At 69.5% G+C, this 13,610-nt stretch carries 15 protein-coding genes; 13 read left to right on the top strand and 2 right to left on the bottom strand.

Going from position 1 to position 13,610, the window contains the following annotated elements; genetic code table 11:
- Positions 1 to 32: 32 nt before the first annotated feature.
- The 8 genes from map to truA all read left to right on the top strand — a co-directional run bounded on the left by map (position 33) and on the right by truA (position 5,318).
- Positions 33 to 878, top strand: coding sequence for a type I methionyl aminopeptidase (gene map, locus AC07F3_RS36205; RefSeq protein WP_393836618.1), 846 nt, complete (start codon positions 33 to 35; stop codon positions 876 to 878).
- A 185-nt stretch (positions 879 to 1,063) separates the two neighbouring features.
- On the top strand, positions 1,064 to 1,285 hold the full coding sequence (infA, locus tag AC07F3_RS36200; protein WP_003956442.1) for a translation initiation factor IF-1: 222 nt from the start codon (positions 1,064 to 1,066) through the stop codon (positions 1,283 to 1,285).
- A gap of 59 nt (positions 1,286 to 1,344) precedes the next feature.
- On the top strand, positions 1,345 to 1,458 hold the full coding sequence (gene rpmJ / locus AC07F3_RS36195) for a 50S ribosomal protein L36 (RefSeq protein WP_003956441.1): 114 nt from the start codon (positions 1,345 to 1,347) through the stop codon (positions 1,456 to 1,458).
- Between the two features lie 189 nt (positions 1,459 to 1,647).
- Positions 1,648 to 2,028 (top strand): 30S ribosomal protein S13, encoded by a 381-nt coding sequence (gene rpsM / locus AC07F3_RS36190; RefSeq protein ID WP_053727621.1) that lies wholly within the window; start codon positions 1,648 to 1,650, stop codon positions 2,026 to 2,028.
- Between the two features lie 71 nt (positions 2,029 to 2,099).
- A complete protein-coding gene (rpsK, locus tag AC07F3_RS36185; protein WP_003956432.1) occupies positions 2,100 to 2,504 on the top strand; it encodes a 30S ribosomal protein S11 in 405 nt (134 codons plus the stop codon).
- Positions 2,505 to 2,674: 170 nt separating this feature from the next.
- Positions 2,675 to 3,697: a DNA-directed RNA polymerase subunit alpha gene (locus AC07F3_RS36180; RefSeq protein WP_010473911.1), complete on the top strand. Its 1,023-nt coding sequence runs from the start codon at positions 2,675 to 2,677 to the stop codon at positions 3,695 to 3,697.
- A gap of 174 nt (positions 3,698 to 3,871) precedes the next feature.
- The gene (gene rplQ, locus AC07F3_RS36175; protein ID WP_114037178.1) at positions 3,872 to 4,360 is read left to right on the top strand and encodes a 50S ribosomal protein L17; all 489 of its coding nucleotides are present in this window, start codon (positions 3,872 to 3,874) and stop codon (positions 4,358 to 4,360) included.
- 85 nt (positions 4,361 to 4,445) lie between these two features.
- Positions 4,446 to 5,318, top strand: a complete 873-nt coding sequence (truA, locus tag AC07F3_RS36170) for a tRNA pseudouridine(38-40) synthase TruA (protein ID WP_479118976.1) — start codon at positions 4,446 to 4,448, stop codon at positions 5,316 to 5,318.
- Here truA and AC07F3_RS36165 read toward each other — a convergent pair.
- Positions 5,289 to 6,131: a hypothetical protein gene (locus AC07F3_RS36165; RefSeq protein WP_479118975.1), complete on the bottom strand. Its 843-nt coding sequence runs from the start codon at positions 6,129 to 6,131 to the stop codon at positions 5,289 to 5,291. The genes truA and AC07F3_RS36165 overlap by 30 nt on opposite strands.
- A gap of 56 nt (positions 6,132 to 6,187) precedes the next feature.
- Here AC07F3_RS36165 and AC07F3_RS36160 point away from each other — a divergent pair, with 56 nt between their 5' ends.
- The 4 genes from AC07F3_RS36160 (at position 6,188) to glmM (ending at position 10,552) form a co-directional block, all read left to right on the top strand.
- The gene (locus AC07F3_RS36160) at positions 6,188 to 7,810 is read left to right on the top strand and encodes an ABC-F family ATP-binding cassette domain-containing protein (protein ID WP_479118974.1); all 1,623 of its coding nucleotides are present in this window, start codon (positions 6,188 to 6,190) and stop codon (positions 7,808 to 7,810) included.
- A gap of 274 nt (positions 7,811 to 8,084) precedes the next feature.
- Positions 8,085 to 8,528, top strand: a complete 444-nt coding sequence (rplM, locus tag AC07F3_RS36155; protein WP_053727625.1) for a 50S ribosomal protein L13 — start codon at positions 8,085 to 8,087, stop codon at positions 8,526 to 8,528.
- Positions 8,529 to 8,570: 42 nt separating this feature from the next.
- On the top strand, positions 8,571 to 9,089 hold the full coding sequence (gene rpsI, locus AC07F3_RS36150) for a 30S ribosomal protein S9 (protein ID WP_053727626.1): 519 nt from the start codon (positions 8,571 to 8,573) through the stop codon (positions 9,087 to 9,089).
- A gap of 104 nt (positions 9,090 to 9,193) precedes the next feature.
- The gene (gene glmM / locus AC07F3_RS36145; RefSeq protein WP_479118972.1) at positions 9,194 to 10,552 is read left to right on the top strand and encodes a phosphoglucosamine mutase; all 1,359 of its coding nucleotides are present in this window, start codon (positions 9,194 to 9,196) and stop codon (positions 10,550 to 10,552) included.
- Between the two features lie 80 nt (positions 10,553 to 10,632).
- Here glmM and coaA read toward each other — a convergent pair whose 3' ends face one another.
- Positions 10,633 to 11,622: a type I pantothenate kinase gene (gene coaA / locus AC07F3_RS36140; RefSeq protein WP_479118971.1), complete on the bottom strand. Its 990-nt coding sequence runs from the start codon at positions 11,620 to 11,622 to the stop codon at positions 10,633 to 10,635.
- A gap of 138 nt (positions 11,623 to 11,760) precedes the next feature.
- Between coaA and glmS the strand changes: the two genes are divergently transcribed.
- Positions 11,761 to 13,608, top strand: coding sequence for a glutamine--fructose-6-phosphate transaminase (isomerizing) (gene glmS / locus AC07F3_RS36135; protein ID WP_479118970.1), 1,848 nt, complete (start codon positions 11,761 to 11,763; stop codon positions 13,606 to 13,608).
- The last annotated feature ends 2 nt before the right edge of the window (positions 13,609 to 13,610 follow it).

Genomic DNA, 13,610 nt, shown 5'->3' with positions numbered 1-13,610 from the left:
CCCGTAGCCGTCCAGAAAGGCGTGAGCCGCACATGGTGGAGATCAAGACCCCCGAGCAGATCGCGAAGATGCGCGAGGCGGGGCTGGTCGTCGCCGCGATCCACGCCGCCACCCGCGAGGCCGCGGTGCCCGGGTCCACGACGAAGGACCTGGACGAGGTGGCCCGCAAGGTGATCGCCGAGCACGGTGCCAAGTCGAACTTCCTGGGCTACGGCGGTTTCCCCGCGACGATCTGCACCTCGGTCAACGAGGTCGTCGTGCACGGCATCCCGGACGACAAGACCGTCCTCAAGGACGGCGACATCATCTCGATCGACGCCGGCGCGATCATCGACGGCTGGCACGGCGACGCCGCGTACACCGCGTTCGTGGGCAGCGGGCACGCGCCCGAGCTGGTCGAGCTCTCCCGGGTGACCGAGGAGTCGATGTGGGCCGGTATCGCCGCGGTGAAGAAGGGCAACAAGCTCATCGACGTCTCGCGCGCGATCGAGTCCTACATCCGCCGCCAGCCGCGCCCCTCGACCGGCAAGTACGGCATCGTCGAGGACTACGGGGGCCACGGCATCGGGTCCGAGATGCACATGGACCCGCACCTGCTGAACTACGTCGACAAGCGCCGCATGCTGGGCCGCCACAACCCGAAGCTGATCCCGGGCTTCTGCCTGGCGATCGAGCCGATGGTCTCGCTCGGCACGCCCCGCACCGAGGTCCTGGAGGACGACTGGACCGTCATCACGACGGACGGTTCCTGGTCCTCGCACTGGGAGCACTCGGTGGCCCTCACCGAGAACGGCCCGCTGGTCCTGACGATGCCGGACTGCGGCAGGGCGAAGCTGGCGGAGTACGGCGTCACCACCGCCCCGGACCCGCTGGGCTGAGGCCCCGCACCCGTGCGGAGCCGGGGGCCGGACCCCCTGGCGTAACGATCTCCGCGTTGGGGCAAACTCATCTGATTCGTCTTTTCGAGTGCCCTGACGTAGACTGATGCGTCGGCTCTCGTGTACCCGTGTGTCCACACACGGCTGCGGGAGTCGATCAAGGTAGCCGATTCGAAAGGCGAAGCGTGGCCAAGAAGCAAGGTGCCATCGAAATCGAGGGCACCGTGATCGAGTCCCTCCCGAACGCCATGTTCAAGGTGGAACTCCAGAACGGTCACAAAGTCCTCGCGCACATCAGCGGCAAGATGCGGATGCACTACATCCGCATCCTCCCGGATGACCGGGTCGTGGTGGAGCTTTCTCCCTACGACCTGACGCGTGGCCGGATCGTCTACCGGTACAAGTAGATCTTGCCCACACTGCCGTTCCGGCGGTGGTGGCACTGACCCGGAGAACCTGACATCCCATGAAGGTCAAGCCGAGCGTCAAGAAGATCTGCGACAAGTGCAAGGTGATCCGCCGTCACGGCCGGGTCATGGTCATCTGCGACAACCTGCGCCACAAGCAGCGCCAGGGCTGACGCACGCCGACCGACCTGCACTTCGCAGTTCTTCCCGCGACGCGAGCAAAACGTACATACGCAGCATCCACCTGGCCGGTTTCCCCGGCTGGTGACACCTCCGGCGGGGGCCGGGGACCCGAAACGTACCTAGTACGGCGGTCGGGAGCGGTGCTGCGGAAGACCCCCGAAAACAACTGGAGCCAGTAAATGGCACGCGTTTCCGGTGTTGACATCCCGCGCGAAAAGCGTGTGGAGATCGCACTCACCTACGTCTTCGGTATCGGGCGCACCCGGTCCAAGGAGATCCTCGCCTCGACCGGCGTGAACCCGAACACCCGCGTTCGTGACCTGGCCGAAGAGGACCTGGTCAAGATCCGCGAGTACGTGGACGCCAACCTCCGCACCGAGGGTGACCTTCGCCGTGAGGTTGCCGCCGACATCCGCCGCAAGGTCGAGATCGGCTGCTACCAGGGTCTGCGCCACCGTCGTGGTCTGCCGGTCCACGGTCAGCGCACCAGCACGAACGCTCGTACCCGCAAGGGCCCGCGTCGCGCCATCGCCGGTAAGAAGAAGCCGGGCAAGAAGTAGTCCACAGCGGACGCTTTTCAGCGGTCTTCGCTGTAGGACCGATCACCTCCCCTCTCCAGCTGGAGTAAGACATGCCCCCCAAGGGTCGTCAGGGCGCTGCCAAGAAGGTGCGCCGCAAGGAAAAGAAGAACGTCGCTCACGGCCACGCGCACATCAAGAGCACGTTCAACAACACCATCGTCTCGATCACGGACCCCTCGGGCAACGTGATCTCCTGGGCGTCCGCCGGCCACGTCGGCTTCAAGGGCTCCCGCAAGTCGACTCCGTTCGCCGCGCAGATGGCCGCCGAGTCGGCCGCCCGCCGCGCGCAGGAGCACGGCATGCGCAAGGTTGACGTCTTCGTCAAGGGCCCGGGCTCCGGTCGCGAGACCGCGATCCGCTCCCTCCAGGCCACTGGCCTCGAGGTCGGCTCGATCCAGGACGTCACCCCGACGCCGCACAACGGCTGCCGTCCCCCGAAGCGCCGCCGCGTCTGATCCGGGGCGGCGCCCGGTGCGCCGCCGCGTCTGACGCAGGGCTGCTTCAAGGATTGCCTTGAAGGGATCGGGCGGTACGGCTCATTCGGGCCGTGCCGCCCGTACCCTTGCAGTACGCAGTACCCAGCAGGGCATCAAATAGTGGGTGCCCATGACTGAAGGATCTCCCCATGCTTATCGCTCAGCGCCCTTCGCTGACCGAAGAGGTCGTTGACGAGTACCGCTCGCGGTTCGTCATCGAGCCCCTGGAGCCCGGCTTCGGCTACACGCTCGGCAACTCCCTGCGTCGTACGCTCCTCTCCTCGATCCCCGGTGCCGCTGTCACCAGCATCCGGATCGACGGTGTCCTGCACGAGTTCACCACCGTGCCGGGCGTCAAGGAGGACGTCACCGACCTCATCCTGAACATCAAGCAGCTGGTCGTCTCCTCGGAGCACGACGAGCCGGTCGTGATGTACCTGCGCAAGCAGGGTCCCGGCCTGGTCACCGCTGCTGACATCGCCCCGCCGGCCGGTGTCGAGGTGCACAACCCCGACCTGGTGCTCGCCACGCTCAACGGCAAGGGCAAGCTGGAGATGGAGCTGACCGTCGAGCGCGGTCGCGGCTACGTCTCCGCCGTGCAGAACAAGCAGCTGGGCCAGGAGATCGGCCGCATCCCGGTCGACTCCATCTACTCCCCGGTGCTCAAGGTCACGTACAAGGTCGAGGCGACCCGTGTCGAGCAGCGCACCGACTTCGACAAGCTGATCGTCGACGTCGAGACCAAGCAGGCCATGCGTCCCCGTGACGCCATGGCGTCGGCCGGCAAGACCCTGGTCGAGCTGTTCGGTCTGGCGCGCGAGCTCAACATCGACGCCGAGGGCATCGACATGGGCCCGTCCCCCACGGACGCTGCCCTCGCCGCCGATCTCGCCCTGCCGATCGAGGAGCTCGAGCTCACCGTTCGGTCGTACAACTGCCTCAAGCGTGAGGGCATCCACTCCGTGGGTGAGCTCGTGGCGCGCTCCGAGGCCGACCTGCTCGACATCCGCAACTTCGGTGCGAAGTCGATCGACGAGGTCAAGGCGAAGCTGGCCGGTATGGGCCTCGCCCTGAAGGACTCGCCTCCCGGCTTCGACCCGACCGCCGCGGCGGACGCGTTCGGCGCGGACGACGACGCGGATGCCGGTTTCGTGGAGACCGAGCAGTACTAAGACGCTCCGCGGGGAGGCTGTACTGCTGCTGCGGACCGGCTTCGGCTGGTCGCGCAGTTCCCCGCGCCCCTTCCAAGCCCCTTCGGGGGCTTGGATCTCCGACGGGCGACCGCCCTGCTCGGACACTGACATCGGTACCTCGTACGGCCGGTGCAGATCACTAGGAGAATCACCATGCCGCGTCCCGCAAAGGGTGCTCGTCTCGGCGGCGGCGCCGCGCACGAGAAGCTGCTCCTCGCCAACCTGGCGAAGTCGCTCTTCGAGCACGGCCGCATCACGACGACCGAGGCCAAGGCCCGCCGCCTGCGTCCGGTCGCCGAGCGCCTGATCACCAAGGCGAAGAAGGGCGACATCCACAACCGTCGCCTGGTGCTGCAGACGATCACCGACAAGGGCATCGTCCACACCCTCTTCACCGAGATCGCGCCCCGCTACGAGGAGCGTCCGGGTGGCTACACCCGTATCACCAAGATCGGCAACCGCCGTGGTGACAACGCGCCGATGGCCGTGATCGAGCTGGTCGAGGGCGAGATCGCCAAGAAGGCGACCGTCGCCGAGGCCGAGGCCGCCACCGTGCGCGCCGTCAAGGAGTCCGACGCCAAGGCCGCCGAGGCCGAGGTCGTCGAGGACGCCAAGCCGGCCGACGAGGCGAAGGACGCGTAAGCGTTCTGAAGGCTGGTGAACGGGCCCGTTCCCTTCGGGGGGCGGGCCCGTTCTGCTGTGTGGATGCTTTGAGAGGATCTGTTACGTGAGTGATGAGGTGGAGCCCGGCCTCGTCCGGGTGCGGCTCGATCTGTCGTACGACGGCAAGGACTTCTCCGGCTGGGCCCGGCAGCCGCTGGGGCGCCGGACGGTGCAGGGCGAGATCGAGGACGCGCTGCGCACGGTGACGCGGTCGGACGTGAACTTCGACCTGACCGTCGCCGGGCGCACGGACGCCGGAGTGCACGCGCGCGGCCAGGTCGCGCACGTCGACCTGCCGGAGGCGGTGTGGGCCGAGCACCGCGAGAAGCTGCTGCGGCGCATGGCCGGGCGGCTGCCGCACGACGTGCGCATCTGGCGGATCGCCGAGGCCCCGAGCGGGTTCAACGCGCGGTTCTCGGCGATCTGGCGGCGCTACGCGTACCGGGTCACCGACAATGTGGGCGGTGTCGACCCGCTGCTGCGCGGTCATGTCCTGTGGCACGACTGGGAGTTGGACGTCGAGGCCATGAACGCGGCCTCCGCCGCCCTGCTCGGCGAGCACGACTTCGCGGCGTACTGCAAGAGGCGCGAGGGCGCCACCACCATCCGCACCCTCCAGGAGCTGTCCTGGGAGCGCGGCGCCGACGGGATCGTCACCGCGACCGTGCGCGCGGACGCCTTCTGCCACAACATGGTGCGCTCGCTGGTCGGGGCGCTGCTGCACGTGGGCGACGGGCACCGGGGCCCGGAGTGGCCGGGGAAGGTGCTCGCGGCGGCGGTGCGCGACTCCTCCGTGCACGTGGTGAAGCCGCACGGCCTCACTCTTGAGGAAGTCGGTTACCCCGCCGACGAGTTGCTCGCCGCGCGCAGCAAGGAGGCGCGCAACATGCGGACGCTGCCCGGGAGTTCAGCCGGCGGGCCGGGCGGCTGCTGCTGAGGCCTGGTTGCGGCCGCGGGCGACGATCTGGTCGAAGGTGAACTTGGCGAGGTCGTCGCCCGCCGTGAAGACGGCTCCGTCGCCCTTGGTCACGTTCTTGCCGTCGGCGAAGCCGCCGGTCGTGAAGTAGGCATAGCGGCCATAGGAGTTGGTGGTGCTGCGGCAGACCGAGCCGCCCCGGCAGAAGGTGTTCACGCCCGCGCCGGACAGCGAGGCGATGCCGCCCGACGCCTGGTCCTTCGCCTTCTTCGCCGCGGTGTCGGTGTCGAAGACGGCGACCCCCACCGTGACCGCGATCCCGTCCTTGGTGAAGGTGGCCCGGATGACCTGGCGGCAGCCGTTGCCGTTGAGGGTTGGGCCGAGCGAGCCCTGGGTGACCGAGGAGCAGTCGGTGACTTGGTCGGTGGGGCCCTTGGCGTATACGCCGCTGCCCAGCGTCAGGCTCTTGCCGGGGAAGAGGGTGTCGGCGCTGAGCGGGGCCGTGTCCTTCTTCGCGCTGGAGACGTAGTCGTACGGGTTGGGCGGGGGCGGCGGGGCCACCTGGGAGAACGACGGCTGCGGCTGCGCGCTGTTGCTGGGCAGCGCCGGGGGAGAGGGCAGCTGGCCGGCGGACTTGCCGTCGTCCTGGGAGCCCGCGTTGACGATCACGGTGGCCACGACCGCGACGACCGCCGCCGTCGCCACCGCGCCGCCCCCTATGAACAGCCATTTCCTGCGTCTGCTGCGCGCGGCCGACTGGTCGGCGAGCGCCGCCCAGTCGGGTGTCTGCTGATCCCCCGGGCCCCACCCGGGTCCCCCATGCCCAAAGCTCATGCCGCGCATCCTAATTCGATTGTTCAGGGGGGCACGGCCTGGGTGACAATCCGCCCATGGGACATCTAGAGGCTGCACACCTGGAGTACTACCTGCCGGACGGGCGGGTGCTGCTCGGCGACGCTTCGTTCCGGGTGGCGGAGGGCTCGGTGGTGGCCCTGGTCGGCGCCAACGGGGCCGGCAAGACGACGCTCCTTCGCATGATCTCCGGTGAGCTCCAGCCGCACGGCGGCTCGGTGTCGGTGAGCGGCGGGCTCGGGGTGATGCCGCAGTTCGTCGGTTCGGTGCGCGACGAGCGGACCGTGCGCGACCTGCTGGTCTCCGTCGCGCAGCCGCGGATCAGGAAGGCGGCGGCCGAGGTGGACGCGGCCGAGCACCTGATCATGACGGTGGACGACGAGGCCGCGCAGATGAAGTACGCGCAGGCGCTCAGCGACTGGGCCGAGGCGCACGGGTACGAGGCCGAGACGGTCTGGGACATGTGCACGACGGCCGCGCTCGGCATGCCGTACGACAAGGCCCAGTTCCGCGAGGTGCGCACGCTCAGTGGTGGCGAGCAGAAGCGCCTCGTCCTCGAGGCGCTGCTGCGCGGGCCGGACGAGGTGCTGCTCCTGGACGAGCCGGACAACTACCTGGACGTGCCCGGCAAGCGCTGGCTGGAGGAGCGGCTGCGCGAGACCCGCAAGACCGTCCTGTTCGTCTCGCACGACCGGGAGCTGCTCTCGCGGGCCGCCGAGCGGATCGTGAGCCTGGAGCCGAGCCCCGCGGGCACGGACGTGTGGGTGCACGGCGGCGGGTTCTCGACCTATCACGAGGCCCGCCGGGAGCGGTTCGCGCGCTTCGAGGAGCTCAAGCGGCGCTGGGACGAGGAGCACGCGCGGCTGAAGGCGCTGGTGCTGCGGCTGCGCAACCAGGCGGCGAGCAGCCCGGACATGGCGTCGCGCTACCACGCGATGCAGACCCGCTTCAAGCGGTTCGAGGACGCGGGCCCGCCGCCGGAGCCGCCGCGCGAGCAGGAGATCACCATGCGGCTGCGCGGCGGCCGTACCGGCGTGCGCGCTCTGACCTGCGAGAACCTTGAGCTCACCGGGTTGATGAAGCCGTTCTCGCTGGAGGTCTTCTACGGCGAGCGGGTCGCGGTCCTCGGCTCCAACGGCTCCGGGAAGTCGCACTTCCTGCGGCTGCTCGCGGGGGATCCGTCGGTGGCGTACACCGGGAGCTGGAAGCTGGGGGCGCGGGTCGTGCCCGGCCACTTCGCGCAGACCCACGCCCACCCCGAGCTGCTCGGGCGCACGCTCGTCGACATCCTGTGGAGCGAGCACTCCAAGGACCGCGGAGCCGCGATGGGGGTGCTGCGCCGCTACGAGCTGGAGCGGCAGGGGGACCAGCCCTTCGAGAAGCTGTCGGGCGGCCAGCAGGCCCGCTTCCAGATCCTGCTCCTGGAGCTGGCCGGCACCACGGCGCTGCTGCTCGACGAGCCGACGGACAACCTCGACCTGGAGTCGGCGGAGGCGCTCCAGGACGGCCTGGAGTCGTACGACGGCACGGTGCTCGCCGTCACCCACGACCGCTGGTTCTCGAAGACGTTCGACCGCTATCTGGTCTTCGGCTCGGACGGCGTGGTGCGCGAGACGCCGGAGCCGGTGTGGGACGAGCGCCGCGTGGAGCGGGCGCGCTAGGTGTTTGCGCAGCTCAGGGCCCGGTAGGGTGGGAAGCGGCCTGGGGCGACCCGGGCCGTTTTGACCCGCTCGGGGGCGCCCGGGTATTCTTCTGGTTCGTTATGCGTATTGGCTTGGTCGTTCTCACGCGATGGGCCCTTACGTAAGTTTCCTGGAGCAGTTACCAGTGGCTCGCATACGGGCAGCGTCCCCGGCATTGTGAGCCCCAGCTGCATGATCGCTTCAGGGTGCAATGTGTCTGGTACCCCATCCACTAAGAAGCGAAGGCTACGAAGTGCGTACGTACAGCCCCAAGCCCGGCGACATCACTCGCCAGTGGCACGTCATTGATGCCCGGGACGTCGTCCTGGGTCGTCTGGCGACCACCGCCGCGAACCTCCTCCGGGGCAAGCACAAGCCCGTGTATGCGCCCCACATGGACATGGGTGACTTCGTCATCATCATCAACGCCGACAAGGTTCACCTGTCCGGCAACAAGAAGACCCAGAAGATGGCCTACCGCCACTCCGGCTACCCGGGCGGTCTCCGCTCGGTGCGCTACGACGACCTCCTGGCGAACAACCCGGAGAAGGCCGTCGAGAAGGCCATCAAGGGCATGATCCCCAAGAACACCCTGGGCCGTCAGATGCTCTCGAAGCTGAAGGTCTACTCGGGCGACCAGCACCCCCACGCTGCCCAGCAGCCGGTGCCGTTCGAGATCACCCAGGTCGCGCAGTAGTTCCGGCCACCCCCTAAGACGTAAAGAAATCTGAGGAGAATCGTGGCCGAGACCACCGTCGAGACCCCGCTCGAGGGCGACGAGACCTACGCCGAAGTGACCACCTTCGAGTCCGAGGTGCCCGTCGAGGGCGAGTACACCTCCGAGTCGATGGCCTCCCGCTTCGGTGACCCGCAGCCGGCCGCCGGCCTGGGTCGCCGCAAGAACGCCATCGCCCGCGTCCGGATCGTCCCGGGCACCGGCAAGTGGAAGATCAACGGGCGTACGCTCGAGGACTACTTCCCGAACAAGGTCCACCAGCAGGAAGTCAACGAGCCCTTCAAGGTGCTCGAGCTCGACAACCGCTACGACGTCATCGCCCGCATCTCGGGTGGCGGCGTGTCCGGTCAGGCCGGCGCCCTGCGCCTCGGCGTGGCCCGTGCGCTGAACGAGGCTGACGTGGACAACAACCGCGGCGCCCTCAAGAAGGCCGGCTTCCTCTCCCGCGACGACCGTGCGGTCGAGCGCAAGAAGGCCGGTCTCAAGAAGGCCCGTAAGGCCCCGCAGTACAGCAAGCGCTAAATCCGCGCCTGCCACTACGGCTCTCGTTCGCCCCGGCAGCACTCTCGGTGCTGCCGGGGCGTTCGTCTATCTACCCCGCACTTTGAGGTTTTCGGAGGACAGACGTGGGACGACTCTTCGGCACGGACGGCGTGCGCGGTGTCGCCAATTCGGATCTGACGGCTGAGCTCGCGCTCGGCCTGTCGGTCGCGGCGGCGCACGTGCTCGCCGAGGCGGGGACCTTCGAGGGCCATCGGCCGACCGCGGTGGTCGGGCGTGACCCCCGGGCGTCGGGAGAGTTCCTGGAGGCCGCGGTCGTCGCGGGCCTCGCGAGCGCGGGCGTGGACGTCCTGCGGGCCGGTGTGCTGCCCACCCCCGCGGTGGCGTACCTCACCGGTGTGCTGGGCGCCGACCTCGGCGTGATGCTCTCGGCCAGCCACAACGCCATGCCGGACAACGGTGTCAAGTTCTTCGCGCGCGGCGGCCACAAGCTCGCCGACGAGCTGGAGGACCGCATCGAGTCGATCTACGAGCAGCACCGCACGGGCGAGCCCTGGGAGCGCCCGACCGGGGCGGGCGTGGGCCGTGTCCGGACGTACGACGAGGGCTTCGACCGGTACGTGGCCCACCTCATCGGGGTGCTGCCCAACCGCCTCGACGGGCTCAAGGTGGTCCTGGACGAGGCGCACGGCGCGGCCGCCCGGGTCTCGCCGGAGGCGTTCGCGCGGGCCGGTGCCGAGGTCGTCACGATCGGTGCCGAGCCGGACGGGCTCAACATCAACGACGGCTGCGGCTCGACCCACCTCGACCTGCTGAAGGCGGCCGTCGTCGAGCACGGCGCCGACCTCGGCATCGCGCACGACGGCGACGCCGACCGCTGCCTGGCCGTGGACGGCGCGGGCAACGAGGTCGACGGCGACCAGATCCTCGCGGTCCTGGCCCTCGCCATGCGCGAGGCGGGCACGCTGCGCGGCAACACCGTCGTCGGCACCGTGATGTCCAACCTGGGCTTCAAGATCGCCATGGAGGGCGAGGGCATCCAGCTCGTCCAGACCGCGGTCGGCGACCGCTACGTCCTGGAGTCGATGAAGGAGCACGGCTACGCGCTCGGCGGCGAGCAGTCCGGCCACGTGATCATCCTGGACCACGCGACCACCGGTGACGGCACGCTGACCGGCCTGATGCTGGCCGCCCGGGTCGCCGCCACCCGCCGCACGCTCGCCGACCTCGCCGCGGTCATGGAGCGCCTGCCGCAGGTCCTGGTCAACGTCCCCGACGTGGACAAGTCCCGCGTCTCCACCTCCGCCGAGCTGGGCGCCGCGGTCGCCGAGGCCGAGCGCGAGCTGGGCGCCACCGGCCGGGTGCTGCTGCGCCCCTCGGGCACCGAGCCGCTGGTCCGCGTCATGGTCGAGGCCGCCGACATCGAGCAGGCCCGCTCGGTGGCGGGCCGTCTCGCCGACGTCGTCAAGTCGGCGCTCGGCTAGGGCAGTTGACGCTCGCGCGGCCCGCTCGGAGGTTTCTCCGGGCGGGCCGCGTGTGTGTGCGGGGCTGGGTCGCGGCCGCTTCAGAGCTTGCGCAGGGAGATCTTCTGGATCTTGTGATCGGGCCCCTTGCGCACGACGAGGGTGGCCCGGCCGCGCGTGGGGGCCACGTTCTCCACCAGATTGGGCCGGTTGATGGTCCGCCAGGTCGTCCGGGCGTAGTCGAGCGCCTCCTCCTCGGACACCTGGGTGTACTTGCGGAAGTACGAGAACGGGTTCTGGAAGGCCGTCTCGCGCAGCTTGCGGAAGCGGTTGAGGTACCAGGTCTCGATGTCCTCGGTGCGCGCGTCCACGTACACGCTGAAGTCGAAGTAGTCCGCGAGGCCGACCCGGGTGCGGCCGTCCTGGCCGGGCAGCGCGGGTTGCAGGACGTTGAGGCCCTCCACGATCAGGATGTCCGGGCGGCGCACCACGAGCCGCTCGTCCGGGACGATGTCGTAGATCAGGTGCGAGTAGACGGGTGCGCTGACCTCGTCCTTGCCCGCCTTGATGTCCGCGACGAACCGGGTCAGGGCGCGGCGGTCGTACGACTCGGGGAAGCCCTTGCGCGACATCAGGCCGCGGCGCTGGAGCTCGGCCATCGGGTACAGGAAGCCGTCGGTGGTGACCAGTTCGACCCGGGGGTGCTCGGGCCAGCGGGCCAGCAGGGCCTGGAGCAGTCGGGCCACCGTCGACTTGCCGACCGCCACGGAGCCCGCGACCCCTATGACGAACGGGGTGCCGCGCTGGGTGCCGTGGCCGTTGCCCGCGTCGCCCAGGAAGGTGTTGAGGGTGCCGCGCAGATTGGCCGTGGCCTCCACGTACAGGTTGAGGAGCCGGGACAGCGGCAGGTAGATGTCGCGCACTTCGTCGAGGTCGATGACGTCCCCGAGCCCGCGCAGCCGCTCGACCTCCTCGGCGGTGAGCGGCAACGGCGTCTTGTCGCGCAGGGCGCTCCACTCTGCGCGCGTCAGGTCCACGTAGGGAGTCGCCTCCGGCTTGCGGTGGGCGCTCCGTGGCGGCGAAGTGATCACGACTCCATTGTTGCGGCTGTATGTCCCGCGTGGGGGGTGGGGTGGGTCACGTGGCGCACAGCACGAAATCCGGACGAAGGGACGGGCCGGGGCGGCGGGTGTCCCGGGAACGGGGGGTCTCGGTCGTAGGCTGCCGCCATGTGCGGAATCGTGGGTTACGTAGGCGGGCAGTCGGCGCTGGACGTCGTGGTGGCGGGGCTGAAGCGGCTGGAGTACCGCGGCTACGACTCGGCGGGCGTCGCGGTCCTCGCCGACGGCGGGCTGGCCGCGGCGAAGAAGGCCGGGAAGCTGGTCAATCTGGAGAAGGCGCTCCTTGAAGCGCCGCTGCCCGCCGGGGCGACCGGCATCGGGCACACCCGGTGGGCCACGCACGGCGGGCCGACCGACGCGAACGCGCACCCGCACCTGGACAACGCCGGGCGGGTCGCGGTCGTGCACAACGGGATCATCGAGAACTTCGCCGCGCTGCGGGCCGAGCTCGCCGAGCGCGGCCACCAGCTGGACTCCGAGACGGACACCGAGGTCGTCGCGCACCTGCTCGCCGAGTGCCACTCCTCGGCCGAGGACCTGGCCGAGGCCATGCGACAGGTGTGCCGTCGCCTCGAAGGCGCGTTCACGCTGGTCGCGGTGCACGCCGACGAGCCGGACGTCGTGGTGGGCGCGCGCCGCAACTCGCCGCTCGTGGTGGGCGTGGGCGAGGGCGAGGCGTTCCTCGCCTCCGACGTCGCCGCGTTCATCGCGCACACCCGCTCGGCGATCGAACTCGGCCAGGACCAGGTCGTCGAGCTGCGCCGGGACGGCGTCACCGTCACCGACTTCGACGGGGCGCCCGCCGAGACCCGGGCCTATCACGTCGACTGGGACGCCTCCGCCGCCGAGAAGGGCGGCTACGACTACTTCATGCTCAAGGAGATCGCCGAGCAGCCCAAGGCCGTCGCCGACACCCTGCTCGGCCGGATCGACGCGGCGGGCTCGCTGACCCTGGACGAGCTGCGCATCCCCGACGCGGTGCTGCGCGAGGTCGACAAGGTCGTCGTGGTGGCGTGCGGCACGGCGTACCACGCGGGCATGATCGCCAAGCTCGCGATCGAGCACTGGACCAGGATTCCCTGCGAGACGGAGCTGGCCAGCGAGTTCCGCTACCGGGACCCGATCCTCGACCAGCGCACGCTCGTCATCGCCATCTCGCAGTCCGGCGAGACCATGGACACCCTGATGGCGCTGCGCCACGCCCGCGAGCAGGGGGCGAAGGTGCTGGCGATCTGCAACACCAACGGCTCCACGATCCCGCGCGAATCCGACGCCGTCCTGTACACGCACGCGGGCCCCGAGGTCGCCGTCGCCTCCACGAAGGCCTTCCTCACCCAGCTGGTGGCCTGCTACCTCGTCGCGCTCTACCTCGGCCAGGTGCGCGGGACCAAGTGGGGCGACGAGGTGCGGGCCGTCGTCCACGACCTCGCCGAGATCGCCTGCGAGGTGGACCAGGTCCTCGAAACCATGGAGCCCGTACGGGAGTTGGCGCGCTCGCTCGCCGACAAGAACACCGTGCTCTTCCTCGGTCGGCACGTGGGCTACCCGGTCGCCCTCGAAGGCGCGCTCAAGCTCAAGGAGCTGGCGTACATGCACGCCGAGGGGTTCGCGGCGGGCGAGCTGAAGCACGGGCCGATCGCGCTGATCGAGGAGGACCTGCCGGTGGTCGTGGTCGTCCCGTCGCCGCGCGGGCGTTCCGTGCTCCACGACAAGATCGTGTCGAACATCCAGGAGATCCGGGCCAGGGGAGCGCGGACCATCGTGATCGCGGAGCAGGGCGACGAGGCGGTGGTGCCGTACGCCGACCACCTCATCCGCATCCCGGTCACGCCCACGCTGCTCCAGCCGCTCGTGGCGACCGTGCCGCTCCAGGTCTTCGCCTGCGAGCTGGCCACGGCCCGGGGCAACGAGGTCGACCAGCCGCGCAACCTCGCCAAGTCCGTCACGGTGGAGTGAGC

The sequence above is a fragment of the Streptomyces sp. NPDC045846 genome (genome assembly GCF_056431605.1).
The sequence above is the reverse complement of the archived record's forward strand: the minus strand, read 5'-3'. Positions and strand labels throughout refer to the sequence as shown.

Bases quoted from the DNA above. Each gene is read 5' to 3' on its own strand.
- map (WP_393836618.1), top strand. From the start codon at position 33: ATGGTGGAGATCAAGACCCCCGAGCAGATCGCGAAGATGCGCGAGGCG.
- rpmJ (WP_003956441.1), top strand. From the start codon at position 1,345: ATGAAGGTCAAGCCGAGCGTCAAGAAGATCTGCGACAAGTGCAAGGTG.
- rpsM (WP_053727621.1), top strand. From the start codon at position 1,648: ATGGCACGCGTTTCCGGTGTTGACATCCCGCGCGAAAAGCGTGTGGAG.
- rpsK (WP_003956432.1), top strand. From the start codon at position 2,100: ATGCCCCCCAAGGGTCGTCAGGGCGCTGCCAAGAAGGTGCGCCGCAAG.
- AC07F3_RS36180 (WP_010473911.1), top strand. From the start codon at position 2,675: ATGCTTATCGCTCAGCGCCCTTCGCTGACCGAAGAGGTCGTTGACGAG.
- rplQ (WP_114037178.1), top strand. From the start codon at position 3,872: ATGCCGCGTCCCGCAAAGGGTGCTCGTCTCGGCGGCGGCGCCGCGCAC.
- AC07F3_RS36165 (WP_479118975.1), bottom strand. From the start codon at position 6,131: ATGAGCTTTGGGCATGGGGGACCCGGGTGGGGCCCGGGGGATCAGCAG.
- AC07F3_RS36160 (WP_479118974.1), top strand. From the start codon at position 6,188: ATGGGACATCTAGAGGCTGCACACCTGGAGTACTACCTGCCGGACGGG.
- glmS (WP_479118970.1), top strand. From the start codon at position 11,761: ATGTGCGGAATCGTGGGTTACGTAGGCGGGCAGTCGGCGCTGGACGTC.